Raw genomic sequence first — 26,835 nt, 5'->3', positions numbered from 1 at the left:
GCTTATGTATTCAGCATTTTATTTTCAGCACAATTCATTTTCATTGTCAGGAAACTCTCGCTAATTGAATCGGGGAAATAATTTAAGCACTTCTTTTATTTGAAATAATAAGAATGAAGCATTAATGCGACCAATATATTCGGTCGGTCTCTTTGTGCGTTGATTACTTGTACACCACTCATGATATTGATTACGTTTTAATGAACCAAGTAACGCTTCATTTTGAGTGAGTGTATCGTCGATGCGTGTGATAAATACGTTGTCTCGTAAAACCTATGTTCAATAGCTTCTTTAATTTGTCGTGTTTTCAGATTATTAATCTGTGTATATGCCTTCACCTATTTGCTCCCCGTTTTTTATAAATTCTTCACCTATCCTGCTGCGTAAACCACTTTCCATGATACCCACGTAACTTCATATTACAATCCCGGTCAATTTGAATCCAGTAATAAGTACCCAACTGGAACCAAAAATATCTGCCAAATACATACTGCCATTTCTGTGGAAAATAACGTTTCACATAACCCCGCTGCTCATCACCTTTAAATAGCGGCTTTTGAATCATGATTTTTGAATATTGTAAAATGACCAGCATTCAATATCCTTTGGTTGATAGGAACGTTCTTTGACAGCTAATTTTTTACTCAAGATAAAAAAATAGCAAGTGCTGCAACTGGAAAAAGAAAATTCATCAAAAACATCAGGGCTCCAAATGCGGCCAAATATAATTATTAACGCATAGCACTGTTATTCATAATAATACAAAAGTAAGTTAAAGTTTATCATGCATTCTCCATCTAAATTTTTACGTTAGCTTTTTAATTAAAATTATTTTCCTGCTCCTTTTGCAAATCACAACTACGAAACGATACCAAAAGTTATGAGTTTATCCGGCAATTTAAAAGCGGATCAATAAGAGGAATTCCGTGTTTAGCTCCGTCATGTATTTCATATTAAATTGAAAAAAACGACTTCTTCGTTTTGTCAGCCTTCTCATCATCTAAACATGATGTTATAATGTGAACGAAATTTTTTACTCAATATTTTCACCTGGCTGCTCAGTGCTTTCGATAGCTTCTTTGAAAAATTATAAATCATACTTTGTAAAGTATCAGGTAGGTTTCACTAGTCTTATCTTATTCCCTATTTTGGCTAAAATCAGAAAATACCTACTAACCCTATTAAGGCCGTAAAAGGAATGACTTTTGCTACTTTTCTGGCTGCACATTCTATGATAACAAATCAACATCAAGTCCTTAGCGCCCTACAATTTACCTCCAATTCTCCCATATGAAGTTTGCCATATAGTTTCTTACCAACGTACTATTTTCAACATAATACAAATGTAATATTCCACTTCTAATTTCATTTTTCAATTCATCCTTGCCAATATCGTTAGACGCTTTCACCTCTATAACTTTCTTGATAAACTGCCTCAGGAGCATAAAACTTTATCAAATAAAAATCAGTCAGCAACTTTATCACTAAATCGATAAACCAATAATTGGTGTGATTGACGATAACTGTATTCTATTCATCGTCATAATCCCGTGATAACTCCTGAATCACCTGTCTATCATCTTCCAAGTGTTCATCCGTATATTCCATCCATGGTATTTTTTTTGAACGCAACAATTCAATAAAATCAGTCATAGGTTTCCCCGCTAATTCAGCTGCCCTTGCAAGCGTCACCTGTTTTTCAACAAATAAACCAATTGCAAGTGTCTCTTTAATTTTATTATCAGTATCGGTTCCTTCCATGGTGTTGATAATTGGCAGGAATTCCTTAGGCAAATCAACTGAACGATTCATTTGGCATTATTGATTCAACTCCTTTCGTTTATTATATGGAAATGGTATTCATCAAGATGTCTATTGTCTGACGGCTCGTGAATGATTTCGTCCTCATCCAGTTCTTCCAGCGCATACATAAATTTTGTCATCGTCTCCCCAAACAGACGCAGCTTGATCAGCGTCGTGTTCGGGTCCTCATGAATATTCCGCTCCGCCGTTTGCCCGAGGTTTGCCAAGAGCGGCGAATATGCCTGTAAAAATGAAAAATTGCTCATCCCCATACACTCCACAACAGGTACTTTCCTTCTATTATAATACATTTCAGGCAGGATTACATCGGGAAAATTTTTTGTGAAGACGCCCCCTTTTTCGGATTTGTTTCGATTGTAGGGGTAGGAGGAGGTATAACACACAAAATGTAATATATATGTTACTATAATCTCAAGGAGGATCGACAACGTGAAAAATAAAGTAAAGGTAGCCCGCGTCGAAATGGATTTGACTCAGGCACAATTAGCGGAGAAAGTCGGTGTCACCCGGCAGACCATCAGCTTGATTGAAAAGGGTAAATATAATCCGACGCTGAAATTGTGCCTGGAAATTTGCTATGCAGTGAATAAGTCGCTGGATGAATTATTTTGGATTGGAAAGGAGCAGTTACATGAGAAAGATTAAAGATGAACGTTTGATCCTGCAAAACCTGAAAAATATTCGGGTCGCTTTTTTGGTGCAAAGTGTCGGGATTATTGCCATTTTACTTTACGATGTCATAACGAAAGGTTTAAGCGCCATGACAGATAATCCGTTGTGGTCTGTCTTTATGGTGACCGTCATCATTTTGACATGGCTCAATATGAGGATTTCAGTGGATGTGTATGATGATGCAAAGAAGAAAAAGCCCGAGCCTTATTATTGGGGTGTACTCGTGTCAATGGCAATCGGTATTGTTTTAGCACTTCTGTCACAGTCTGGGCCGGATAATAACAGTATCAGTGGAGCGCTGATAGTTGGTAGTATCACATTTGTTTGCTTTCTTGCACCGTACTCATATATTTATTATCTGCGGAAAAAACGCGCCGAAGATTCTTGACTATTATTTTATATGATACATTAATTTAAGGGATATCCCCGATGATATCCCTTAACCATTTTCACAATACATCATGATTATTCTGCTGCGCCTCCTGTACTTGCTGGCGCGTGTCATGCAGCTGTTCATACGCCTGCTGAAATTGCGGGTTTTCAGTCGCTTCTCTTCCCACCTGCTGAGCTTGTTGTAATTGCTGTTCAGCTTGCTGAAGCTGCTGTTCAGCCTGGTCCAGAAATTCTTCATCTGAGCCTTGTGCCTGACGTGCGGACTCCTGAGCATCGTGTATTTTCCGGCTTGCCTGCTGTAATTGCTCACGTAAATTCTGCTGTACCATATATGTCACCTCCGTGGTTTTTTAGTTGAATGAAAGGTTATATATATTATTCTTCGGATGCTGGTCGATATGTATCAATGTGGAAACCTTATCGGCGTTTGAACGAAACTTTCCCATCTGTAAAATGCTTGTTATTTTCAATGTTATTTAGCGTGATATCGAAGTGTTAAATTTGAAAAATAAAAAAATTTCCGGGATTTAAAATGAAGGAAAGTCATTATGTTAAAATTGAACCAGTACAAATCAATTCGCGGGGAAGGGGAAATTTAAATGCCAACTTGTGAAAACTATAATCATAAACGGGGATGGAAACAAACGATCAAAAAAACAACCACACTAGACCCTGCATTAACTTGCCCTTACTGTGGAGAAAAACAATACCAAACACAAAAATCAAAAACAAAATGCGCTTTATTAACGCCTGTTATCCTGCTGCCTTTATTGCTGAACCTTTTCTTTGAACCAGGAATTCACGTGCTGATCTCACTTGCTGTTTTCTTCCTGTTGGCTATGTCACTTTTTCCGTTTTTAGTGGAGATAAGCAATAAGGAAGAGTATATTAACTTTTTTGATAGATAAGGGCAAGAAGGAATTTTCGAAATCGTGAGCGCCCAAATTGCAATTGTAGATCTGTATGGAATAAATACGGTGGAAAATTACAATTACCCGGATTCATCATTATGCCTGTATTCCGGCCGAGAGATCCCTTCTCTCTGACGTCTCGTTCATTTTCGGTATGTATTTCGGCCGAGAGACCCCTTCTCTCTGACGTTTCGTTCACTTTTCGGTTGTATTTTCGGCCGAGAACTTCTCTCTGACGTTTCGTCACTTTCGGTTGTATTTGGCGAGAGACCCCCTTCTCTCTGACATTTCGTTCACTTTCGGTATGTATTTCGGCCGAGAGACCTCTTCTCTCTGACGTTTCGTTCATTTTCGGTATGTATTAGGGATTTGTTAGATACGGTTTACAATTTGCAGGAATCTATTGAGTAATCTCTCCCGGAACTGAAACCCGTGTTCCCTTACTGCAAAAGTTAGCACATAAGGTTGACGCAGCTTTACATGAACAGTAGAATCTAATTGCAGTTTCTTTACTTCATTGCCCTTTGGAATACTTGTTCCAAGGGGCAATTTTAACATAACAAAAATCTTATCTTGTGCCGTTAATGAGAGCGGAAAAGTAGCATGCTGGACCTGAAAAGTTTATCCTGTAGATAATAACTTTCTACTCTTGTAATCAGGTCTGTCCATGTGAGTCTGATATAAGGAAGCATAGCAAAAAGGGGGGATCCGCATTGATCGAGGTTCATAATTTAAATAAACGTTATAAATCTTTCCAGGCTGTCAACAATAGCAGCTTTTATGTGAAACAAGGCGAAATTTTCGGGTTTCTTGGACCGAATGGAGCAGGGAAAAGCACGACAATCAATATCTTATCCACTATGTTGCAGCCTACGAGTGGGACAGTCACAATCAATGGCTATGATGTCATAAAGCAGCAGAACCAGGTGCGGGAGAGCATCGGAATCATTTTCCAGCAAAATACGCTGGATGAAAAGCTGACCGCCAAGGAAAATTTAATGCTGCATTGCAAATTCTATGGGGTGCCTCACGCTTCCCGTAAACACCGGATCGATGAGGTGCTGGAAATTGTGGATTTACAGGAAAGCATCAACACGTTGGTAGAGAAATTCTCCGGCGGCATGCAGCGTCGCTTGGAAATTGCCCGCGGGCTGCTCCACTATCCAAAGGTGCTGTTTCTTGATGAGCCGACAGTCGGGCTTGATCCACAAACGCGTGCTCATGTCTGGGAATATATTTTAAAGCTGAAAGAAAAAGAAAATATTACGATGTTCCTGACAACCCACTACCTGGATGAAGCAGAAATCAGCGATCGTATTGCTATTATGGATCATGGGGAAATTATTGCGATTGATACCCCCAAACGGTTAAAACAGCAGCTCGGCGGCGATATTATCGAAATCACCACAAGCGACAATGAAGCGGCCATGAAGGAAATCAGGGATTATTTCAATGTGGTGGATTTATCGCTCAAAGACGATGTCATCTATTGCAAAGTGGAAAACAGCGATGCATTTGTTTCCAATTTTATCAAAACACTAAAGACACCGCTAACCGGACTGGATATCCGAAAACCTACACTAAACGATGTTTTTCTGTCATTTACGGGTCGTGAAATCAGAGACTAAGAGGAGGGATGATTGGTGGAAGGAATTATCGCCATTTGGCAGCGTGATATTATCAAGTTTTTCAGAGACCGTCCGCGGATGGTCGGATCTTTTTCCATGCCTATTTTGTTTCTGGTGGTATTTGGCATCGGAATGGGTGGTTCGATGGAGTCATTAGTTAGTTCGGGAACCAATACAGAGAACTTCAATTACACAGAATTTATTTTCCCGGGAATCGTGGCGATGACCTTGCTGATGACATCCATTTTTTCATCGCTTTCAATTATACAGGATCGTGATTTTGGTTATATGCGCGAAATTCTTGTGTCACCGGTGTCCCGGGTAAATATCGCAATTGGCAAAATGCTTGGCTCAGCCTCTGTCGCTTTTTTGCAGGGTGTCATGATGTTTGTGCTCCTCCCTGTGCTTGGCATAGGAATTGATCTGGTTTCGATTTTCCAAATACTACCCGTCATGTTTATGATTGCCTGCGCCTTTTCGTCACTGGGTCTGCTTGTGGCAAGCCTGCTTAATTCCATGCAAGGATTTCAGCTGGTCGTAAACATCCTTGTTATGCCGATGATCTTTCTGTCCGGTGCCTTATTCCCGCTAAATAATATGCCCGGATGGGTCAGTTTCCTTGTGACACTGAACCCGGTCACCTATGGCGTTGACCTGATGAAACATATTATGATTGATGTGGAGAGCCTGAATGCGGCCGTCAGGGAGGAAATGGGCCTTAATCTTACATTTTTTGGCCAGCCTGTAACCATGACCGGCGAAGTTTTCTTTTTGCTGGGGTTCACTGCGCTGCTGATTTTGCTTGCCACCTTAAGTTTCAGGCGAGCAAACAGTTAAGTGTCAGACAATTACGCTCCCCGGCTCCTCCCTCTCCTCTGCGCAACATCATTAATCAGCCACATCAGCCAGCGGATAAACAATAACAGCAAAAACTGGCTCAACAGTGAGTGAAACCAACTCCAGTTGATGTAATGGACAAGATCGGTGTTTTGTTGCAGTAACACTTCACCCGCAGTTAAAACACTGCTATATACGAGTGCCTGCCAGCACCAGTTAAGCACATTTTTATGGTAACTCGTCTGATAGAAAAACACACACATAAGCGGCAGCAGCAAATACTCGTAAAGAACACTGGACTGAAATTTGGGCAACAGTTGTACAGGATAAGAGAGCAAGTTATACTTCACAACTAAATCTCCTAAAAATGTGGTGAAAAATGCTGCAGTCAACAGACATAACAGCCAACTCCTGAGCGGTGGTTTTTTTAATGCTATGTATAAAAGGATTAAGCCTGAAATGAAAAACAGCCAAAGTAAAACCATTTCCATGCTAACACCTCCCGTAACAATTAATTATTCAACCAAGGCACCTCAAATATGGAAAGTAAAATGGCAATAATAATAACGGACAGTCCATAAGTGAGAAATGGCCGCACATAATGCAGCCGCAGCATCGGAAACATCACGATCAAAAACTGGAATGACCAGATGAGTGACCAGCCATTATTGTAGTCAATGGCCCCGGCGTGATACCCGATCCACTCAAATACAAAATATACCAAAACCCATTTTCCAGCATAGTACACTTGATGCAGCCATCCACCCGGAAACCTTGATAAGAACATGATAACTGTACATGGAAAAACGATAAATGTGTAAAGCAGGTTGAGAATTGGTTCGGGCAAGCCTATGTTTGAGTGGAGCGTCCACAGTGGATAATCTGTTGTGAAGTAGATATATAATAAATTCATGGTTCCCATATAAATCATCGTCGCATGGAATTGATGAAAGCGGGACCAATCTGACTTGCGCCATACCGCTATGAGAACCAAAATAATTATCAAGATATGCATATGAATTCCCCTATATGTAAAATAACTTCCTGGTTAATCAGTGGAATGTAGTGCGTGCGGTATTCCCGGTTTAGCTGCGACAGGGTTTGTTTGATTTCTGATTAAACCGTTGAATGCAGTACACCCTTTGACCATCACGCCAAAGGGTGCTCAGGGTGCTTAATACTGTTAACCGCTCATTTTTCCATCTTTATTTTCCCTTGCCCAATGGCGGTGCTGGGCAATATTGGTGATGAATTCATGCGAAAATGCGCTCAAATCGCGTGAATCACGGATCGAAACAATACCCATATCCGTTGCGACTGTGTTTGGTGTATTTTTATCAGCCAGGGTGATCTGCTTGATTTCCGAGATCATGAGTAAATCAACAGCGGAATTGGCGGCTCCAATTGTTTTAGCATGAACGAACGCATCGTTGACGAATGTTTTCGCGTCATTGTGCGACATCAGCTGATCGGTTGACTGTTTGCCGCCCGGAATATAAATAGCGTCGTACATCACGGAATTACTGATAGCGTAACTTTTATTGGCTTCGATCTGTTTCCCGTCCGCGGACGTAATCATTCCCTGATGTTTGCTGATGATGTCATATTGGAGTCCGGCGCTGCCAAGTTCTGTTGTCACCTGGTCGACATCCTTCAAATCAAATCCGTTTTCAATCAGGATGGCGACTTTTCTTGTGGTAGCAGATTTAATGGTGTTTTCCTGACTGAGAGCCGGTGAAGATGTTGTTTCACCACTGCCTCCAGGGTTTTCCGGTGGGTTGACACCTATCCCCATAGCAATTTGTGAAGCCAGTTGTCCGTCGACATTATTGAACATGTCCACAACACGCTGTCTGATTGTTTTATCCTTCACTTTGCCAACTTCAAAATGGAAGGCTTTGATAATATGCTGTTGTTCCGGAAATGACATACTATTCCAGAAAAGCGTTGCCTGGCTGTAGTGATCGTTAAAGCTGTCACTCCGCTTGCGTGTTTTTCGTCCTTCAACTTTTTCAGCATGATGCTTAAAACCATTTTCGGGATCCGGCTCTGGTGAGTTTCCTCTCATCGAGTTGGCTGAATAAGAGACAGCTCCTTTATCAATCGACATACGATGGAAACCTTCACGCTGGTTATTTTTCACCGGGACGATCGGACGGTTGATTGGGATTTCAGCAAAATTCGGGCCGCCCAAACGCAGAAGCTGTGTATCCAAATACGAAAATAGTCGTCCTTGCAGCATCGGGTCATTGCTGAAATCAATTCCCGGTACAACATGACCCGGATGAAAGGCTACCTGTTCCGTCTCAGCGAAAAAGTTGTCCTGATTCTGGTTCAGTGTCATTTTACCGATTTTCTTGACCGGAACCTGTTCTTCCGGCCATAATTTGGTCGGATCCAAAATATCGAAGTCAAACGCAAACTCATCTTCTTCCTCCAGGATCTGTACGCCCAATTCAAATTCGGGATAATCACCATTATTGATTGCATCCCACAAATCCCTGCGGAGAAAATCAGGGTCTGCGCCTCTCAATTTTTCGGATTCATCCCAGACAAGTGAATGTGCACCAAGCAGGGGCTTCCAGTGAAATTTGACAAATCGTCCTTTCCCCTCGGCATTGACAAACCGGAACGTATTAACGCCAAACCCTTCCATCATCCGGAAGCTTCGAGGTATGGCTCGGTCTGACATCAGCCACATCATCATATGGGCACTTTCCGGATTACTGACCACAAAATCCCATAACGTATCGTGTGCCGCCGTTGCCTGTGGCATTTCATTGTGCGGTTCCGGTTTAATCGAATGCACAAAATCCGGAAATTTCATCGCATCATGAAAGAAGAAGACCGGCATATTGTTGGAAACCAGATCATAATTGCCGTCCTCTGTATAAAACTTCGTCGCAAACCCGCGGACGTCACGAACCGTATCATCAGAACCTTTTTGTCCAACAACGGTTGAGAAGCGGGTAAATACGGGTGTTTTCACGGATGGGTCCTGCAGAAATTTGGCACTTGTCAACTCTGTCTGTGGTTCATAGACCTGAAAATAACCATGCACACCAAACCCCCGCGCGTGCACCACACGTTCAGGTATGCGTTCGTTGTCAAAATGCATCATCTTTTCTCTGAAATGAAAGTCTTCCATTAATGTGGGACCACGTTCTCCGGCTTTCAATGAATCAGCTGTGTTCGAAACAGGCATTCCCTGATTCGTAGTGAGTGTGGAGTTCTTGTGGTCTTTACGGTACTGATCCAATTGCTTGGACTTCGCATTCTGCTGATGAGGCTGGTTTGCAGGCTTCTTTTGATTGTCTTTTGCCATATATGTTCCTCCCATTCTCGTGGTACCTGATATATACCAGATTCCCAAATTAATTTATCCAGTATAGTTTTGCGGCATTTTTGATTTTTTATGCGAGAGACTTTTAAACAAAACAAGACAGTGGCGTCCGACTATATTGTAGAAATGTTCAAAATCGTCTACTCGAGCGGGTTCCTGACAGCTTTATTCCGGTCAAAAGCCAATGAGGACTTTTCAAACCAACCGTTTCCAATCATCATTTTCTGTCCTTGATTGGAATATAATCCGATTTCACCGATAAATTTTGCATATTTGGCATGAATATCATGTCTCAGAGATCTTGACATTGATATCCCTGCTACTCCCGGGACCCCTTTTCTAATTTAAAATAAGCAAAAAAAATAACCGGATCCCAATCATGGGAACCGGTTATTCTGTATTTATACCACGACATCATAGCCTTGCTCTTCAACCGCCTCGCGCATTGATTCGATGTTCGCGATGGCTTCATCGTAAGTAACATTGACTTTACCTGTATCGAGTGTCACCTCAACACCGTGAACACCTTCTATCTCTTCAAGTGCTCCTTTAACAGCACTTTCACAGTGACCGCACGTCATTCCTTTGACATCCAGAGTTGTTTGCATGATAAATCTCCCCTTTTTATAAGTTTTGTAATCAAGGCTCCTAACCTTAACCTTCTGTGGAGGGAACCGCTCCACAGAAGCGCTATATTTTAACTCGCTTCAAGCGAAGTGAGTTGGACACAACACTGACGGAACTTAATGCCATGGCAGCGCCTGCAACCCATGGTGCCAGAAGTCCGGCTGCTGCAATCGGAATGCCGGCACTGTTATAGGCAAAAGCCCAGAACAAATTCTGCCGGATATTTTTGATGGTTGCTTTACTGATGCCGATTGCTTTCGGTAGCAGCAACAGTTCACCACCAAGAATTGTTACGTCCGCTGCTTCGATGGCCACTTCAGTACCTGTTCCGATAGCAATCCCGATGTCTGCTACGGCCAGTGCTGGCGCATCATTGATGCCATCACCAACCATGGCAACTTTTTTTCCTTGAAGTTGTATCTCTTTTACTTTATCCGCTTTTTCTTCAGGTAAAACTTGTGCTATGACCTGATCAATTCCAACTTGTCTGGCAATCGCCTGTGCAGTGCGTTCATTATCGCCTGTCAGCATGATCGTTTCCAGTCCCTGGTCATGCAGCTGATTGATTGCTCTGGCAGCCGTATCTTTAATCGTATCGGCCACTGCAACGATGCCGCGAAATTCATCGTTAACAGCAATCAGCATAGCGGTTTTGCCATCCTTCTCGAAGCCGGCCATATCGTCTTCAGCACCGTCAATGACAATGTCGTTTTCATTCATTAATTTTCTTGTTCCAACGAGCACTTGTTCACCGGAAACGTCTGCTTTAATGCCCCGTCCGGGTATTGCTTCAAACGATTCAGCATCAACTACTGCTGCGTCCTGCTCGGTCGCATACGCAACAATCGCTTCTGCGAGAGGATGTTCGGAACCCTTTTCCGCACTCGCCAGCAGTTTTAATGTCTCCGCATCGCCGGTGAAGTCCGTCACTTCAGGTTTACCTTTTGTAACGGTACCTGTTTTATCCAAAATCACGGCATCCAATTGATGTGTGCGTTCCAGATGTTCACCGCCTTTGAACAGAATGCCGGTTTCCGCAGATTTACCGGTTCCGACCATAATCGATGTCGGTGTTGCCAGACCGAGCGCACATGGACATGCGATGACAAGCACCGCAATTGAAGCGACCAATGCCGGTTCAAACGCTCCCGGCTGAACAAACGCGATCCAAATAATGAATGTCAAAATGGCGATACCAACGACTATCGGGACGAAATAACCGGAAATCACATCAGCCAGCCGCTGAATCGGTGCTTTGGAACCTTGTGCATCTTCCACCACTTTTACGATCGATGCCAGAGCAGTATCCTTTCCGACTTTCGTTGCTTCCATTTCAACCGTTCCATTTTTATTGATGGTTGATCCGATGACATTTGATTGCAGATCTTTTTCAACCGGAATTGATTCACCGGTAATCATCGATTCATCAACCGATGTTTTCCCTTTAACAACCGCTCCGTCTACCGGAAATTTTTCACCCGGTTTAACCATCAGCCGATCACCGACTGTCACATCTTCCACCGGGATCATAACGTCATTACCATTTCGGATGACACGTGCCTGCTTTGCCTGCAGATCCAAGAGTTTTGACAGGGCAACCGTCGTCTTGCTTTTTGCGTTTGTTTCCAAAAACTTTCCGAACAAAATGAGCGTGATGATAATCGCACTCGTTTCAAAATAGAGATGCGGCATATATCCCGGGTTGCCTATTGTTTGCAATGCTTCATATAAGCTGTAGAAATACGCGGCACTCGTACCAAGGGCAACGAGCACATCCATATTGGCCCCGCCGTTGCGCAAATTTTTATAAGCGCCGACATAAAACTGCCAGCCGATGATGAATTGAATAGGTGTCGCCAGAGCAAACTGGAACCATGGATTCATCAGGATATCCGGTATATTCATGCCGAGCAGATGATCAAACATCGTCATCAGGAGTGGAACTGACAACAGGGCGGAAATAATCAGCTTCGTTTTCATTCGCTGAATTTGTTTTTCCTTTTGTGTCTGTTTTTCTTCCTGCTCCGCTTTTATTTCGGCGTCATAGCCAAGTTTCCGGATTCTGCCAATGATATCCGCTTCTTCCATCAGACCCGGATTATATTCGACAGCAGCGCTTTCAGTTGCCAAATTAACATTTGCCAGCTTGACACCGCTCTGCTTATTGAGCACTTTTTCAATTCGGTTCGAGCAGGCAGCACACGTCATACCGTAAACGTCAAACTCCGCTTTCTCGGTTTGAACGCCATAACCCAACTTTTCAATCTTAGCAGAGATATCGTCAATGGATGCTGCAGAAGGATCATAATCAACGGATGCTTTTTCCGTTGTTAAATTGACTTGAGCTTCCACACCATCCATCTTATTCAATACTTTTTCAACCCGATTCGAGCAGGCAGCACAGGTCATCCCTGTTACACCAAGCGTTGTATGTTCTGTTTCACGCATATTTATCCCCCCTACTTGGAAAACTGCTTCATGATCTCCATTAACTCATCAATGGCTTCGTCCCCTTCGCCGGATTGGACCGCATCACTGACACAATGCTTCGTATGCCGTTCAGCGATGGAGAAGCCCACTTTTTTCAGGGCAGCATTGATCGCACTGATTTGCACTAAAATATCAACACAATAACGATCATCCTCCACCATTTTTTCAATACCCCGAACTTGTCCTTCAATTCGCTTCAGCCGATTGATAACAGCTTGCTTTTCAGCTTCAGTCCGTGGTGTCACCGGATGGTCGCGCAAATGTTCACCCAACTGCCTCACTCCTTTCATCTTCTAATTATAGGATACCCCCCTTGCGTATTTTTGTCAACTAATGAAATACACGTTTTTAATTGTTCATCGTTTCGACTCATTTTCTCCACAAAAAATGGATATTCAGTATTTACAATAAGCATTGTAGGAACCAAAGTTAAGTAAATTTCAAGGAGGGGTCCATGATGAAAAAAGGCTTACTGGTTTTGCTGGCAATGGGGTTGTCTCTATTTCTCGCGGCATGTGGCGGTGATGACAGCGGTGATTCAGGAAGTTCTGACGATACTGAGGCGTCATCCGGCAATGAAATAAATCTGACTGGAACCAACTTTTCATTCGGACAGGATGAATTCACTGTACCAGCCGGCGAGGAAGTAACGATTTCGCTTACCAATGAAGATGGTATGCACGGAGCGGCCATTGACGAATTTGCTATAGAAGTGGAAGACGGCGATTCAGCAACTTTTACACCTGAGGAACCAGGTGAGTATGAGATTTATTGCAGCATCCCATGCGGAAACGGACATGACGATATGGTATCAACGTTAGTTGTTGAGTAAACATATATCAGGTTAATATCGGATTAGAAGCTGTTCGCATAGAGCAGCTTCTAATCTTACTTATATGCGAGAAATAATGGACCTTTAATCTTAAAGAGGTTGTCCAAAAAGTCCGGTAAAAATGACACGTCTTTCACACCATTCGTTTGTCTTACGCGCTTATGCCTTCAATAATTTGGCGTTAATGGCAACAATAATGGTACTCAAGCTCATCAAAACAGCACCGGCGGCAGGGCTTAACACAATGCCTATTGGAGCCAGGACACCGGCAGCGAGCGGAATGGCAACGATATTATACCCTGTTGCCCACCAAAGATTTTGAACCATTTTACGATAGGTTTTTCGTGACAGATCCATGAGGGCAACCACATCGTTCGGATTGCTTTTGACCAGAACAACATCGGCTGTTTCCATTGCGACATCTGTTCCTGCACCAATTGCTATTCCTAAGTCGGCCGTTGCTAATGCCGGCGCATCATTTACACCGTCACCAGTCATGGCAACCTTCCATCCTTTTGCCTTTATTTGCTTCACCTGATTTGCCTTGTCATCCGGCAATACTTCCGCGTATACCTCATCTATTTCCAACTGCTTGGCGACCCAATTGGCGACTTTTTTATTGTCACCTGTCAGCATAATCGAATGAATGCCATTTTCCTTCAAAGTCGCAATGGCTTCTTTCGCTGTATCCCGAACCATGTCTGCAAGTCCAATCATACCAATTAATTCATCTTTCAACAGGACAAAGACAACCGTTTTCCCTTCTTCCGACATTTGATTAAGCAGTTGTTGATCGTACGTTAAATTAAGGTTATCGACATAGCCCGGACTCACAACATTTACTTTTTGACCATCGACTTTTCCTTGAATACCTTTACCGGTTATCGATTCGAATTCAGTTAACTTTCCTAATTGAACCTCTTTTTCTTTTGTTGCGTTCACAATTCCGGATGCTATCGGGTGTTCAGAGTTTTGTTCCACGCTTGCAGCAAATTTTAAAATGTCTTCCTTACGATAGCCTTCATCAGGAACGATGTCTGTTACACCAAATTCCCCTTTTGTCAGCGTTCCGGTTTTGTCGAAAACAACCGCATTAAGATTGCGTGCTCCCTCAAAATTAGCCCGGTTGCGTACCAGCAAACCTTTTTTAGCGGAAATGGCAGTCGAAACCGAAATAACAAGCGGGGCCGCCAGTCCAAGTGCGTGCGGGCAGGTAATAACCATAACGGTTACCATGCGTTCGACAGCTACGTCGAATGAATACCCGAGTAATAACCAAATAAATAAGGTTGCAAATCCAGCCGTTAACGCCAAATAAAATAACCATTTAGCCGCACGATTAGTTAAATCCTGTGTTCTGGATTTTGATTCCTGCGCCTCTTTAACCATCGTGATAACCTGTTGCAAATACGAATCTTCTCCGGTTTTTTCAACCTGTATTGTCAATGAGCCTTCATTATTCACGGACCCGCCGATGACTTCATCACCTTTAAATTTTTCAACCGGCACAGACTCCCCTGTCAGCATGGACTCATCAATGGCTGATTTCCCATCAACGATTGTGCCATCAACAGGAATCTTTTCACCCGGTTTGACGAGAACCCGGTCATTATTTTTTAAATCAGACAATGGAACATCCTGCACCTGATCGTTCTCATCCAATCTGTGTGCCTCGTTTGGCATGAGTTTAACCAGTTCTTCAAGCGCATTGGAAGCACCCATCACTGAACGCATTTCAATCCAGTGACCGAGTAACATAATGTCAACCAGGGTTGCGAGTTCCCAGAATAACTGACTGCCTTCCCAGCCAAATACAACCATGGTACTGTATCCATAGGCAATGATGATAGCCAGGGCGATCAGTGTCATCATTCCAGGGTTCTTATCTTTTAATTCACTAATTCCTCCGGTTATAAACGGCCAGCCGCCATAGAAAAATACAATGGATGATAAAGCGAATAGAACATACATATCACCCGCAAAACGCCAGTCAACCCCGATGAAATCCTGAATCATTGGTGATAAAGCCAGAATCGGAATGGTAATAATTAAAGAAATCAAAAAACGTTTCTTAAAATCGTCTACCATGTCGCCATGGTCGTGATGTCCATGTCCACCATGATCGTGACTGCCGTGGCCACCGTGATCATGATCTTCATGCCCATGTTTATGATGGTCATCCCGACTATGTTGCTTATGATGATGGTCATGTTTTGAATGATTTTCTTCGTTATGATGCATATGGTGTTCATGATGATGCTCATGTTTATGTTTGTCGTCTTCATGTTTTGCCATTGATATCACTCCTTCTTTGGTTGACCATACCTATTTTGCACAAAGTTTCCTTTTCTTATTTCATTATACCATACTATACCCCGGCACGGTAATTTTAAACATAAAATTATAGTACCTATCTTTCTGCTTTTCTCAGAATCGCACCGCTCCCCTAAAATCTAGTTAACCCACTTATACCCGACGCCCCAGACTGTTTTCAAATGGTCTTCAATCGGAAAACCGGCTTGTTTGATTTTTTCCCGCATATTCCGGACATGGGAATCAACTGTTCTTCCGGTAGTATTGGAATCAAAGCCCCAGATTAAATCAATCAGCTTCTCTCTTGTGAAAACCCGGTTGGGGTACTTCATTAAATGGCCAATCGTCATAAATTCTTTAGGCGTCAATTTGACGGGTTTGTTTTGATACGTAAGTACATACCGGTCCTCGTTCCAGCACAAACCGTTGTTTTCAATAAGATTTGCCGGTGTTCGCCGCCTCAGCAATGCCTCCATTCTGGCCAGCAGCTCGTCTTCATCAAACGGCTTCGTTATGTAGTCATCCGCTCCCGTCTTCAGTCCTTTCACGATATCCCCTTTTTGTTCCCGGGCAGTTACCATAATAATCGGCACATCGGATATGTTCCTGATTTCCCGGCAAACTTCCCAACCGTCCATATCCGGCATCATAATGTCCAGAAGCACGATATCAAATGACGCCTCTTCCATATAAGCAAGCGCTTCATAAGCCCCCTGCGCCTTCCTGCAATTGTAATCATACGGCTTCAGATACAGCGCCAATAAATCCAGCATTCGCTTTTCATCATCCACCAGCAAAACATTATACATCTTTATTCCCCCGTTTTAACGTCATCAAAACACGCGTCCCTTTTCCGCGTTCGCTTTCGACGTGAATGGTTCCTCCGTGAGACTCTATAATCTCTTTGGCAATAGCCAGTCCAAGTCCTGACCCGCCGCTTTCTCTGGAGCGTGATTTTTCGACACGGTACATCCGATCAAAGATATACGGCAGATCTTCTTCAGGTATGCCCTCCCCGTCATCAGAAACGGAAATATGGACTGCTTCCGCTGTATGCGCGGCCTCCAATACGACTTGTCCGCCTTCATATGTGTGATTTTTGGCGTTATCGAGAAGATTTAATAGAGCTTGCTGGAGTCGTTCCGGATCACAATGGAATTTAACGTCTTCTGCCGGATAATGAACGGTAAACGTGATGTTTTCTTCAGCAAAAACAGGCGTTGTCCGGTCTTCCACTGTTTGGATAAGATCACTCAGCCTCACTTTCTTCTGCTCAATGACAAATTTATTCTGATCAATCTTTGCTAGGTCAAATAAGTTCTTAATCAGTAACGCTAAATGTTCCGTTTCCTCCCGGATAATGGCCGTATATTCCTGCACATCAGCATCCGGGAGGTTCTGCCTTCCGATAATATCCGCATAGCCTTTGATATAAGTCAGCGGGGTTCTGAGCTCATGCGATATACTGCCCAAAAACTCATGGCGTTCCCTTTTCAACTGGGTAAGATCATCAGACAATTTGGTGATGGCATCAGCCAATTCGCCAAGCTCGTCCTTGCGTGCAGTATTCAGCTCAACACTGTGCTGCCCCTTGCTCAGTTGTTCAGTCGCGTGTTTCATGTTAATTAAAGGTTGAGTGATGAGCCTGGATAATATTAGAATAGCAATGACCGTAAACGTCATTGTGATCAGACCGGCTGCGATAAATTGATTCCCCAGTTGATCAACAACCCGTTTGACATGGTTTGTATCCGCAAACATGAAAACACTGCCCCTGTTGTTACCATCAATCAAAATCGGACTGGCTGCCGCAATATATTTTTCATCATTCCATTGATCTTCTATGACCTGACCCGTATCTGTCGAGTTACTATGTTGAGTAATGATGTTTTGCATGTCTGCATCAATCGGATTGGAATTGACAATAACACGTCCCTCAGGGTTGGTGACGGCGACAGCAAGATCTGACGTTGATTCCATAATCCCGACGTGCTCCAATGTCGTATCATGATAATTTCGCTCCAAAACCTCAGCGTGTGTATTGCCGCGTGCCAGTAAATCATCCATCACCTCATCAATCCGGTCATTTGCCAGATTCGTGTATAGGATAAAAAACAACAACACTTCAATGATTAATATAAACATAAAAAACAATGAGCCGATTTTGATTGATAGTTTACTAAACATAGGCAGTCCTCTTTAGCATGAATTTTTTATGATCATGGATAAGAAATGTAGACGTCTTCATCTGATGCTTTTCAATTGTATTTTACCATATTCGAAATAAACCCGGCATTGCCTTGTTTGAGAGCACAAAAAGCCATGAACATTTATCACTAAACGTTCATGGCTTTATCAGGGCGTTTAAAGGCAGTTTTAGCGGCTGATTAACATCAGAACGCTTACCATCCCTTGTGACATTTTAATATGTCTCAAGTGTTCACTTTCTATTTTTCTACGTCTTCATCCCATGCGAGCATGCCGCCATCCACATTGGTCACATCATAGCCTCGTTCTTCCAAATATTCACTTGCCCGGCCGCTTCTGCCACCGGAACGGCACACCATATAATAGTGTTCATTTTTATCGAATTCGTTAAGACGTTGCGGTACCTCTCCCAATGGAATATGTTTGGCACCAGGTATTTTGCCCTTTGCGACTTCATCATCTTCACGAACATCAACGACATTGACGTTCTCATTGTTTTTAAATTTTTCCGCCAGTTCTTGCGTGGTAATTTCTTTCATATGTTAACCTCCGTTCTTAGTCTTTTTAAATAGGAACACCTGACCAGGTGGTTTATCATTAAGTCTTAAACAAAGGTTAAATGAAGTTAACCGACTTTGTCAACTTTACATATCCATATATACGTTTAACGATACACCTAGAAAAATCACCGTCATCTATAACCGATTTTAAATTGACTAAAACCAGTCAGCATGCTATCTTTTGTAGGTATCAAACGACTTTTTTAACAAATCATAAGGAGAATCATACCAATGTAAACTAAATCTCCCATCAGAACTGCCAAAAACAATATCACGAATATGGGAGGAACGATTTATGGCTATACATGATGAAGTAACGAAACGGCGAACATTCGCGATCATTTCCCATCCGGATGCCGGGAAGACAACGATGACCGAGAAACTCCTGCTGTTCGGGAATCTAATCCGCTCGGCCGGTACTGTTAAAGGGAAAAAATCGGGTAAATTTGCCACGTCAGATTGGATGGAAATTGAGAAACAGCGCGGCATTTCAGTGACGTCAAGTGTGATGAATTTTCCGTACCAGGGGTATCAGGTCAATATTCTGGATACACCCGGCCACGAAGATTTCAGCGAGGATACGTACCGGACGCTGACAGCAGTGGACAGCGTTGTCATGATTATTGATGCGACAAAAGGGATCGAGGCGCAAACCATCAAATTATTCAAAGTGTGTAAAATGCGCGGAATTCCGATTTTTACGTTTATCAATAAATTGGACCGTGAAGGGACGCGAGCCGCTTGAATTGCTTGAGGAAATTGAGGAAGTTCTTAATATTGAAACGTATCCAATGAGCTGGCCAGCCGGCATGGGTAAACGATTCCTCGGTACATTTGACCGGCACGGAAAACAATTTGTTCAATATAACGGGAACGAAGACGAGACATATATTCCCTATGAAGAACTGGACAATCCGGAGCATGAAGAACTGGTTTCCGATCCGACTTATCAGGCCGCCAATGACGAATTGGCTCTCGTTGAAGAGGCGGGTGATGAGTTTTCGTTGGATGCCGTTCTTTCCGGGGAGCAGACACCGGTCTTTTTCGGGAGTGCACTGGCACCATTCGGGGTCCAAAACTTCTTTGATACGTTCATTTCCATGTCACCCGAACCGGCACCGCGGAAATCAACGGAAGGTGTCATTTCACCGGATAATCCTGATTTTTCCGGTTTTATTTTCAAAATCCAGGCCAACATGGACCCAAATCACCGTGACAGAGTCGCTTTTCTAAGGGTTTGTTCCGGGAAATTCGAACGCGGAATGAGTGTGAAACTGGCGCGTACCGGCAAACCAATTAAGCTGGCACAGTCGCAGCAGTTTGTGGCTTCAGACCGTGATACCATTCAGGAAGCATATGCCGGTGATATTATCGGTATTTACGACCCGAACGCTTATCAAATCGGGGATACGCTAGTGGAGGGAAAAGACCTTTTTGAATATCAGGAGCTGCCACAGTTCCCGCCGGAGCAATTCCAGCGCGTAACAGCCAAAAACGTCATGAAAGCAAAGCAATTTAAAAAAGGAATCGAGCAGCTCGTCAGGAGGCGCGATCAATTGTATAAACATTATCCGCTCTGAATCATATATTCTGGGGTGCGGTCGGTTGAACTGCAATATGAGTTTCCAATACCGGATGCGGAATGAATACAATGTGAAGTGGATGCTGGGAACCAATTGGTGAGCGTGTCCCAAGGTGGATCAAGCCTGACCAGGTTGATCCGTCAATGTATGACGAGCGCAATATGCTTGTCCGGGACCGCTCTGATAATTATGTCGTGCTGTTCAAGAACGACTTTTCCCTGAACTGGTTTAAGGACAATCACCCGGATATCGAGTTGATTGATCTGTTTGATGTGAATCAGTATGACCAGACAACTTAATGTGATACCAGGCAAAACACACAGAAAATACTGTGTGTTTTTCTGTTTGCAGTACTGTATTTTCCAGAGCGTTTTGGGATGACATTGGCCCCACCTATATTTTCAATCTCAGGACCATGTTTTATTTTTTGCGCCCATATTTGTGTTCTCCAGCCCATATTTGCATTTTCGCGCCCATATTTGTGTTCTCCAGCCCATATTTGCGTTTTCGCGCCCATGTTTCCGTTCTCCAGCCCATATTTGCGTTTTCGCGCCCATATTTGCGTTCTCCAGCCCATATTTGCATTTTCGCGCCCATGTTTCTGCTCTTCAGCCCATATTTGCGTTCTCCAGCCCATATTTGCATTTTCGCGCCCATGTTTCCGTTCTCCAGCCCATATTTGCGTTTTCGCGCCCATGTTTCTGCTCTTCAGCCATGTTTGCGTTTTCCAGCCCATACTTGCATTTTCGCGCCCATATTTCCGTTCCCATTTTCCAATGTCAGTTGAAGTTCCCTTTTTCACGCTGAAGTTCACTGACACGGTGTTCGACAAATAAAAAACAACCGCCCCAAACGTTCACTTTTTGGGGCGGCTGCTTAATGCCAGGATTATTAAAATCAGGAAAGTTTCCCGGTCATTTCTGTATTTGTCAGCTCATGGCCGGGATACCGCTATCCCGCACAGCAATATATTCGGGGCGCTTTTTGCCTCCCGAGTACGGCTCAACTAAACGGTTCTCGACGCTATTGTACACCATGAATAAATTGTTCCTTGGGTATGGTGTAATATTACTTGTTGAACCGTGCATCGTATTGCATTCAAATAACGTAATAGAGCCTGCTCTGCCGGTTGGGACGGATATACCGCCGCCTTGTTCAGCAAGCCAGCGCAGACTATCCTCATCAGGCACACCGAATTTTTGCTTTTTCAATGATTCCTTATAGTTATTGTCCGGTGTTTCACTACCACAGCTGACATAAGTAAGTTCTGGACCCGGTATAGCAAAGGCCGTTAAATGTTATAGTGTCAGATAAGGCAATCGATAGGCTGACTGCTCTCATCCGCGGCATTCCATCCTCGACATGCCATGTTTCAAAATCGGAATGCCAATCAAATTCCTTCCCTTTGAAACCGGGCTTATAATTGATGCGGGATTGATGGATATAAACATCACTTCCCAGCAAATGATTCACAATGTCCAGTATCCGCTGGTCGTTTGTAACGTCTTTGAAGTAGTTGTCGTCTTTGTGCACGTGAAATAGAACGGATGTCATCGCTTTCCGTTCACGGATCACTTTATTCGGACGTGACATCTTATTCGATCCTGCAATTCAAAAATGGCTTTCTGCATATCATTAACCTCATCATCAGAGAAGAAATTCTCAATCTGCAAAACCCATTTTCTCATAGGATCAAGCTGTTCTTTGAAATAGGAGCCCCTTATCTTTGGATCGATCCGTGTGTATGACAGGGTCCTTTCGTTCAAAATTCCGGCTGGTCCTTTTTTGCGAAGGATAAAGATCTTCCATACTATAAACACTCCTATTCATTTTCACTAAAGCTGTATATGCTGTTAAGCGGTTCGCCGGGAAACTTTCCTGCGTTTTTTAACGACACCTCACTTATTTATTTAACGCCTAAAAACCCTAATATAAAAATCATTTAAAATTATTGTACAATTCAATGCCCGTAATTGCAAATGATTAAACATAAGATAAAAATTGCCGGATAAAAAAACACCGCAAACTCCACCATTGCGGTGTTTTTTGATAAATTTACGGCTCTTGCTGTGATTTCTCTTTATCAGTCTTCAACGCTTTGTAAAATGAAACAATCATGAGCAGCATAATGATAGAAAATGGAAGTGCTGCTGATATCAGGGCATTTTCCAAGGCTTGCAGTCCGCCGGTGTATAACAAGACAGCTGCGATTGCCGATTGGATGATTCCCCAGGTGAACTTTACCGTTGTTGGTGGTGACATGGATCCATTGGTCGTCTGCATGCCGAGAACAAAGGTTGCCGAATCTGCCGACGTGATGAAAAACGTACTGATCAGCAGGATGCCGAGAATGGATAGAATCATCCCAAACGGCAATTGATCAAACATCGCGAATAATGCCTGTTCATCAGGAAGTCCGGCAACATCGGCACCATTATTTTGCGCATCAATACCTGAAATGCCAAATGCCGAAAACCATAAAAAGCTGACGACTGAAGGTACGATCAAAACACCCGACACAAATTCTCGTATTGTACGGCCTTTTGAAACCCGGGCAATGAATATCCCGACAAATGGTGACCAGGCAATCCACCACGCCCAGAAGAAAACCGTCCAATCCAATACCCATTGCCGTTCACCTTCATCATTTGGTGATAAGCGAAAACTCTCGTAAGGCAACTGCTGTATATAAGAACCGATCGTATCTGTGAACGAATTTAAAATATATAAAGTTGGGCCCAAAATTAACGTCGCCAGAAACAGTGCCGCTCCCAATCCCATATTGGCATTGCTCAAATACTTGATGCCTTTGCTGAGCCCGGTATACGTCGAAATCATAAATAAAACCGTGACAATCAGGATTATCGTGAGCTGAACCCAAAACGCAATCGGAATATCAAACAGAAAAGCAACACCACCATTAATTTGCGTAGCACCAAAACCAAGTGTCGTCGCAACTCCAACAATCGTCGCAAACACAGCTATTACATCAATTGCCTTTCCCCAAGCACCTTTCATTCGATCACCGAACAGGCTTTCCAGTGAAGCACTGACCAGTCCCGGCTTTTCATGACGGAACATAAAATAAGCAAGGACAAGCGCAATAATTGCATAAATCGCCCACGCATGAATACCATAATGGAAAAACGTAACCCGCAATGCATCTTCAAGTGCCTCTCTTGTACCAGGTTCAGCTATGGGAGGCGTGTTAATATAGTGATTGACTGGGGATGCAACACCGAAAAACACAAGACCAATTCCCATGCCAGCACTAAACAGCATGGCAAACCATGACGGATAACTGAATTCCGGCTTCTCCCCCGGCTTCCCAAGTCTGATTTTCCCATATGAACTAAATACCAAATATATACAGAACAACAGAAACAGCGTTACAATCAATAAATAGAACCAGCCAAAATGGGCGGAAATAAGGCTCATGATTGAAGCTGAAATACGTTCAAAGCTATTGGGGGCAATAGCTCCAACTATTGATAACGATACGGTAATAGCCAGCGTAATCCAAAAAACGGCCGTTACCTTTTTCATATCATTCAACCTCCCTGTTAAGATGATTCACCATATATCGTTAGTTTTTCTTTGAGCCGTCATTCTATACGGTATTGGATTTAACAGGACAAAATGGTTATGCACCCCGAGCGTTTTCCAATCACTGTCTCAAGCATATTGGTTGTTTTCATCAGCAAATAACGTAAACTGTCATTAGCACGAAATAAAAAGGACTGACGTCTATGAAACAAGTCTACAGCGACGTTTTTCAATATAGGGGAACGCATTACGATTTTGGCTATGTCTTAGGCGAGCATCTGAGGAACTCCCCCATTCTCCCCAACCGCCAAAAACAATGGGGGCCAAAAAAAGATCGTCACTTCCTGATCAACCAGGAAGAAGTAAAAGAAGCCATTAAGAAGATTGCACCCCGGATATGGGATGAAATTCGCGGTCTTGCGGATGCACTTGGCATGAATATGGAGGATGCCGTTCGGATGTTTGGCGGCTATTATCTTGAATACGGCCGCAGCGGATGTTCCATTTTTACCGATACAGATTACATGATCCGCAATTATGACAGCCATCCAAAATCCTATGAAGGGCGTTATATGTTTTATCAGCCAACTGACGGGGGTTACGCTGTCATTGGTCCGTCCATGCAAATAACCGGCCGGATCGATGGTATGAACGAAAAAGGGCTTGTGATGGGATATAACTTTACCCACCGCAAACAATCCGGCGATGGTTTTATCTGTAACATGATCGGGCGGATGATTCTGGAGGTATGTGCAAGTGTTGAGGAAGCGATCGCCCTCTTGAAAGAAATACCGCATCGCCATTCTTTCAGTTATGTGTTACTGGATAAAAGCGGTGAATCCTATGTGGTTGAAGCTTCTCCACGCGAGGTCGCAGCGCGGAAGTCCAATGTATGCACCAATCATTTTTACCTGTTGGATGAGGAAAATCGCTATCGTCAGGAAGAATCACGCCGCCGGGAAGAAACCATCCAGGAACAGCAGCGGTATGCAACTGACCCATATCAGGCTTTTAAGGTGATGAATGCTTCGGATAAAGATGTTTTCTCGTACAAATATGATGCAGCTGCAGGAACACTGCATACCGCTGCCTACTTCCCTAACCAGATGAAAGCCTGGTTCGCTATCGGTCCTGACCGTAAGCCGGTTATCTTTGACTTTAACAAATGGCTCCAAGGGGAAAACATTAACATCAAACGCATTAAAGGTGAACTTGACTATGATGCACCATTTGTGAATATGGCTTTAATATAGTTAATTGTACTTGCGACAGTGGATTTAGCCACTGTCGTATTTTTATAAGGAAAGTATAAATGATGTAACGGAGCATGGCCGCGCCTCGTTATTGCCATTCTCAGCCGGAAAACTTACCGCACATTCATGTTGAAAACCAAGTTGGGCTTGCTCCCATTATATTAATCCGAAAATACCGCTTCCACCATTTTATCAACATGGATTTCAGTCGTATTCAAGAGCGCAATGTCAACATCCGTTTCAGTCAGAATCATTGGCAATTCCGTACAACCCAGAATCAATCCGTCAAGCTGCTCTTCCTTAATCAGGTTATTGACGATTTTCAGAAAAGCTTCCTTCGTGTCCTCTTTCACAATGCCATTTTCCAATTCATCCACGATTCGCTGATGTATAAATAGCTGGTCTTCTTCACTTGGGACGACGATTTTTTTATCCCCTGCCAAAAAAGGTTTCTTAAAAAAATCATGCTCCATCGTGAATTTCGTGCCCAGCAAACCAACATTCTTTAAACCCAATTCGTCTGCCTTATCATACGTCGCTTCAACAATGCTGATCATCGGCACATGAACTTTCTCCCGTACTTCGTCAAACACGATATGCGGCGTATTGGCTGAAACTATCACAAAATCCGCCCCGATTTCTTCCAGCTTTTGTGCCGCACCGCCGACATAGTCAACCAGATCATTAAACCGGTCTTCGCTGATAAATTTAAAAATGTTATACATATTAATACTGTTAATAAACAATTCCGGCAGCGTCTGCTTACTGTTCATCTGTTCCTGATATTTCCCGATGAATGATTGATAATAATCAACCGTTGATTCAGGTCCCAACCCACCGACAATTCCTGCTCGTTTCATCATATCCCATCCTTTTCTTAGTATTCTAATCGGTAAACTCAAATTATAATCATTTTACCATACTTCTCCTCTTATTGTATAAATTTAAAAATACATTCCAATACTACGGCTAGTACTTACAATCGAAAACGGCCATTTCTATTCAGAAAGGAGAAATAAAATGCCTGCAGCTACTGATGAAAAAACGATTCATTTAATTATTGAAAGGCAAAATGATCCTGACTCGGAGGCCTATAAAGAAGAATTTTCGATACCCTACAGCTCTAATATGAATGTCATTTCAGCACTCATGTCCATCCAGGAAAATCCGGTGAATAAGAATGGTGAAAATACCTCGCCCGTCCAATGGGAAATGAGCTGTCTGGAAGAGGTGTGCGGCATATGTTCGATGGTGATCAATGATGTTCCCCGTCAGGCCTGTTCCACGCTTATCGATGACCTTGAACAGCCCATCCGGATTCAGCCAATGCGTACGTTTCCCGTTGTGCGTGATCTCATTATTGACCGGGAGAGCATGTTTGATTCCTTGAAACAAGTTAAAGCATGGATACCAATTGACGGGACATATGACATCGGTCCGGGCCCCCGAATGAATGAGAAAAAACGTTTGATGGCCTATGAACTTTCGAAATGTTTCACATGCGGCATCTGTCTGGAAGCTTGTCCCAATGTTAACGATAAAAGTGAATTTCTAGGTCCATTTGTTTTTCCGCAAGTCCGTTTAAAAAATGTCCATCCGACCGGTGAATTTAATAGAGATGAACGAATTGACGGATTTATGGAGGATGGCGGTCTGCAAGGCTGTGGTAACTCCCAAAACTGTGTTCAAGTTTGCCCAAAAGGTATTCCGATTACCACTTCAATTGGAGCCGTCAACCGGGAAGCAACGCTACAATCATTTAAAAGCTTTTTTGGAAGTGACAAATATTAAGCAGCCTGAACGAGGGCTGCTTAT

31 protein-coding genes are annotated in these 26,835 nt (G+C 43.0%); 11 read left to right on the top strand and 20 right to left on the bottom strand.

Annotated features, from left to right (window positions below; all coding sequences use genetic code 11):
• Window positions 1–367: 367 nt before the first annotated feature.
• The 3 genes from Len3610_RS03515 to Len3610_RS03505 all read right to left on the bottom strand — a co-directional run bounded on the left by Len3610_RS03515 (window position 368) and on the right by Len3610_RS03505 (window position 2,069).
• The gene (locus tag Len3610_RS03515) at window positions 368–595 is read right to left on the bottom strand and encodes a hypothetical protein (RefSeq protein WP_176446737.1); all 228 of its coding nucleotides are present in this window, start codon (window positions 593–595) and stop codon (window positions 368–370) included.
• A 935-nt stretch (window positions 596–1,530) separates the two neighbouring features.
• Window positions 1,531–1,812 carry a UPF0175 family protein gene (locus tag Len3610_RS03510; RefSeq protein WP_176446736.1) on the bottom strand — a complete coding sequence of 94 codons (282 nt, stop codon included), beginning with the start codon at window positions 1,810–1,812 and terminating at the stop codon, window positions 1,531–1,533.
• A 14-nt stretch (window positions 1,813–1,826) separates the two neighbouring features.
• Window positions 1,827–2,069 (bottom strand): hypothetical protein, encoded by a 243-nt coding sequence (locus Len3610_RS03505; RefSeq protein ID WP_176446735.1) that lies wholly within the window; start codon window positions 2,067–2,069, stop codon window positions 1,827–1,829.
• A gap of 184 nt (window positions 2,070–2,253) precedes the next feature.
• On the opposite strand from Len3610_RS03505, the gene Len3610_RS03500 reads away from it, so the two are divergent.
• Complete coding sequence (locus Len3610_RS03500; protein ID WP_176446734.1) at window positions 2,254–2,469, top strand: helix-turn-helix transcriptional regulator; 216 nt, start codon at window positions 2,254–2,256, stop codon at window positions 2,467–2,469.
• Window positions 2,456–2,884, top strand: a complete 429-nt coding sequence (locus tag Len3610_RS03495) for a hypothetical protein (RefSeq protein ID WP_176446733.1) — start codon at window positions 2,456–2,458, stop codon at window positions 2,882–2,884. The genes Len3610_RS03500 and Len3610_RS03495 overlap by 14 nt, the downstream gene beginning before the upstream one ends.
• A gap of 61 nt (window positions 2,885–2,945) precedes the next feature.
• Here Len3610_RS03495 and Len3610_RS03490 read toward each other — a convergent pair whose 3' ends face one another.
• Window positions 2,946–3,218 carry a hypothetical protein gene (locus tag Len3610_RS03490; RefSeq protein ID WP_176446732.1) on the bottom strand — a complete coding sequence of 91 codons (273 nt, stop codon included), beginning with the start codon at window positions 3,216–3,218 and terminating at the stop codon, window positions 2,946–2,948.
• Window positions 3,219–3,488: 270 nt separating this feature from the next.
• Between Len3610_RS03490 and Len3610_RS03485 the strand changes: the two genes are divergently transcribed.
• The 3 genes from Len3610_RS03485 to Len3610_RS03475 all read left to right on the top strand — a co-directional run bounded on the left by Len3610_RS03485 (window position 3,489) and on the right by Len3610_RS03475 (window position 6,265).
• Entirely contained in the window at window positions 3,489–3,797 is a 309-nt protein-coding gene (locus Len3610_RS03485; protein WP_176446731.1) for a TIGR04104 family putative zinc finger protein, read from the top strand.
• 716 nt (window positions 3,798–4,513) lie between these two features.
• The gene (locus tag Len3610_RS03480) at window positions 4,514–5,428 is read left to right on the top strand and encodes an ATP-binding cassette domain-containing protein (RefSeq protein WP_176446730.1); all 915 of its coding nucleotides are present in this window, start codon (window positions 4,514–4,516) and stop codon (window positions 5,426–5,428) included.
• 15 nt (window positions 5,429–5,443) lie between these two features.
• Window positions 5,444–6,265 (top strand): ABC transporter permease, encoded by an 822-nt coding sequence (locus Len3610_RS03475; protein WP_176446729.1) that lies wholly within the window; start codon window positions 5,444–5,446, stop codon window positions 6,263–6,265.
• A gap of 11 nt (window positions 6,266–6,276) precedes the next feature.
• Here Len3610_RS03475 and Len3610_RS03470 read toward each other — a convergent pair whose 3' ends face one another.
• The 7 genes from Len3610_RS03470 to Len3610_RS03440 form a co-directional block, all read right to left on the bottom strand.
• The gene (locus Len3610_RS03470) at window positions 6,277–6,756 is read right to left on the bottom strand and encodes a CBO0543 family protein (RefSeq protein ID WP_176446728.1); all 480 of its coding nucleotides are present in this window, start codon (window positions 6,754–6,756) and stop codon (window positions 6,277–6,279) included.
• A gap of 20 nt (window positions 6,757–6,776) precedes the next feature.
• Window positions 6,777–7,280, bottom strand: a complete 504-nt coding sequence (locus Len3610_RS03465) for a CBO0543 family protein (protein WP_176446727.1) — start codon at window positions 7,278–7,280, stop codon at window positions 6,777–6,779.
• Between the two features lie 168 nt (window positions 7,281–7,448).
• Complete coding sequence (locus Len3610_RS03460) at window positions 7,449–9,590, bottom strand: catalase (RefSeq protein ID WP_176446726.1); 2,142 nt, start codon at window positions 9,588–9,590, stop codon at window positions 7,449–7,451.
• Window positions 9,591–9,748: 158 nt separating this feature from the next.
• On the bottom strand, window positions 9,749–9,916 hold the full coding sequence (locus Len3610_RS03455; RefSeq protein ID WP_176446725.1) for a DUF3231 family protein: 168 nt from the start codon (window positions 9,914–9,916) through the stop codon (window positions 9,749–9,751).
• Between the two features lie 93 nt (window positions 9,917–10,009).
• Window positions 10,010–10,216: a copper chaperone CopZ gene (gene copZ / locus Len3610_RS03450; protein ID WP_176446724.1), complete on the bottom strand. Its 207-nt coding sequence runs from the start codon at window positions 10,214–10,216 to the stop codon at window positions 10,010–10,012.
• An 82-nt stretch (window positions 10,217–10,298) separates the two neighbouring features.
• Window positions 10,299–12,683 (bottom strand): heavy metal translocating P-type ATPase, encoded by a 2,385-nt coding sequence (locus Len3610_RS03445; RefSeq protein ID WP_176446723.1) that lies wholly within the window; start codon window positions 12,681–12,683, stop codon window positions 10,299–10,301.
• A gap of 11 nt (window positions 12,684–12,694) precedes the next feature.
• Window positions 12,695–12,997: a metal-sensing transcriptional repressor gene (locus Len3610_RS03440; RefSeq protein WP_303699961.1), complete on the bottom strand. Its 303-nt coding sequence runs from the start codon at window positions 12,995–12,997 to the stop codon at window positions 12,695–12,697.
• Between the two features lie 182 nt (window positions 12,998–13,179).
• Here Len3610_RS03440 and Len3610_RS03435 point away from each other — a divergent pair, with 182 nt between their 5' ends.
• Window positions 13,180–13,557, top strand: coding sequence for a cupredoxin domain-containing protein (locus Len3610_RS03435; RefSeq protein ID WP_255259780.1), 378 nt, complete (start codon window positions 13,180–13,182; stop codon window positions 13,555–13,557).
• A gap of 159 nt (window positions 13,558–13,716) precedes the next feature.
• On the opposite strand, the gene Len3610_RS03430 is transcribed toward Len3610_RS03435, so the two are convergent.
• From Len3610_RS03430 to Len3610_RS03415, 4 genes are all read right to left on the bottom strand, one after another.
• Window positions 13,717–15,852, bottom strand: coding sequence for a heavy metal translocating P-type ATPase (locus Len3610_RS03430; RefSeq protein WP_176446721.1), 2,136 nt, complete (start codon window positions 15,850–15,852; stop codon window positions 13,717–13,719).
• A gap of 158 nt (window positions 15,853–16,010) precedes the next feature.
• Window positions 16,011–16,679, bottom strand: a complete 669-nt coding sequence (locus Len3610_RS03425; RefSeq protein WP_176446720.1) for a response regulator transcription factor — start codon at window positions 16,677–16,679, stop codon at window positions 16,011–16,013.
• Window positions 16,672–18,057, bottom strand: a complete 1,386-nt coding sequence (locus Len3610_RS03420) for a sensor histidine kinase (RefSeq protein WP_176446719.1) — start codon at window positions 18,055–18,057, stop codon at window positions 16,672–16,674. Before Len3610_RS03420 ends, Len3610_RS03425 begins: the two co-directional genes overlap by 8 nt.
• A 260-nt stretch (window positions 18,058–18,317) precedes the next feature.
• Window positions 18,318–18,617: a rhodanese-like domain-containing protein gene (locus tag Len3610_RS03415; RefSeq protein ID WP_176446718.1), complete on the bottom strand. Its 300-nt coding sequence runs from the start codon at window positions 18,615–18,617 to the stop codon at window positions 18,318–18,320.
• Window positions 18,618–18,933: 316 nt separating this feature from the next.
• Between Len3610_RS03415 and Len3610_RS20580 the strand changes: the two genes are divergently transcribed.
• The 3 genes from Len3610_RS20580 to Len3610_RS20570 all read left to right on the top strand — a co-directional run bounded on the left by Len3610_RS20580 (window position 18,934) and on the right by Len3610_RS20570 (window position 20,520).
• On the top strand, window positions 18,934–19,383 hold the full coding sequence (locus Len3610_RS20580; protein ID WP_255259779.1) for a GTP-binding protein: 450 nt from the start codon (window positions 18,934–18,936) through the stop codon (window positions 19,381–19,383).
• A 1-nt stretch (window position 19,384) separates the two neighbouring features.
• Complete coding sequence (locus Len3610_RS20575) at window positions 19,385–20,218, top strand: EF-Tu/IF-2/RF-3 family GTPase (RefSeq protein WP_255259778.1); 834 nt, start codon at window positions 19,385–19,387, stop codon at window positions 20,216–20,218.
• A 146-nt stretch (window positions 20,219–20,364) separates the two neighbouring features.
• Window positions 20,365–20,520 carry a hypothetical protein gene (locus Len3610_RS20570; protein WP_255259777.1) on the top strand — a complete coding sequence of 52 codons (156 nt, stop codon included), beginning with the start codon at window positions 20,365–20,367 and terminating at the stop codon, window positions 20,518–20,520.
• On the opposite strand, the gene Len3610_RS03405 is transcribed toward Len3610_RS20570, so the two are convergent.
• The 4 genes from Len3610_RS03405 to Len3610_RS03395 all read right to left on the bottom strand — a co-directional run bounded on the left by Len3610_RS03405 (window position 20,517) and on the right by Len3610_RS03395 (window position 23,767).
• Entirely contained in the window at window positions 20,517–21,023 is a 507-nt protein-coding gene (locus Len3610_RS03405) for a hypothetical protein (RefSeq protein WP_176446717.1), read from the bottom strand. The two genes, Len3610_RS20570 and Len3610_RS03405, sit on opposite strands and share 4 nt — an antisense overlap.
• Window positions 21,024–21,150: 127 nt before the next feature.
• On the bottom strand, window positions 21,151–21,432 hold the full coding sequence (locus Len3610_RS21640) for a phytanoyl-CoA dioxygenase family protein (protein WP_369693637.1): 282 nt from the start codon (window positions 21,430–21,432) through the stop codon (window positions 21,151–21,153).
• 31 nt (window positions 21,433–21,463) lie between these two features.
• Window positions 21,464–21,814 carry a phytanoyl-CoA dioxygenase family protein gene (locus tag Len3610_RS21635; protein ID WP_369693636.1) on the bottom strand — a complete coding sequence of 117 codons (351 nt, stop codon included), beginning with the start codon at window positions 21,812–21,814 and terminating at the stop codon, window positions 21,464–21,466.
• Window positions 21,815–22,276: 462 nt separating this feature from the next.
• Complete coding sequence (locus Len3610_RS03395; protein WP_176446716.1) at window positions 22,277–23,767, bottom strand: BCCT family transporter; 1,491 nt, start codon at window positions 23,765–23,767, stop codon at window positions 22,277–22,279.
• A gap of 203 nt (window positions 23,768–23,970) precedes the next feature.
• On the opposite strand from Len3610_RS03395, the gene Len3610_RS03390 reads away from it, so the two are divergent.
• Entirely contained in the window at window positions 23,971–25,020 is a 1,050-nt protein-coding gene (locus tag Len3610_RS03390; RefSeq protein WP_176446715.1) for a C45 family autoproteolytic acyltransferase/hydrolase, read from the top strand.
• A gap of 161 nt (window positions 25,021–25,181) precedes the next feature.
• Here Len3610_RS03390 and Len3610_RS03385 read toward each other — a convergent pair whose 3' ends face one another.
• Entirely contained in the window at window positions 25,182–25,883 is a 702-nt protein-coding gene (locus Len3610_RS03385) for an aspartate/glutamate racemase family protein (protein ID WP_255259776.1), read from the bottom strand.
• A gap of 157 nt (window positions 25,884–26,040) precedes the next feature.
• Between Len3610_RS03385 and sdhB the strand changes: the two genes are divergently transcribed.
• Entirely contained in the window at window positions 26,041–26,811 is a 771-nt protein-coding gene (gene sdhB / locus Len3610_RS03380) for a succinate dehydrogenase iron-sulfur subunit (protein WP_176446714.1), read from the top strand.
• The last annotated feature ends 24 nt before the right edge of the window (window positions 26,812–26,835 follow it).

Origin of the sequence: Lentibacillus sp. CBA3610 (assembly GCF_013373365.1) — a bacterium.
In the GTDB taxonomy this organism is placed as follows: Bacteria; Bacillota; Bacilli; order Bacillales; family Amphibacillaceae; genus Lentibacillus.
The sequence above is the reverse complement of the archived record's forward strand: the minus strand, read 5'-3'. Positions and strand labels throughout refer to the sequence as shown.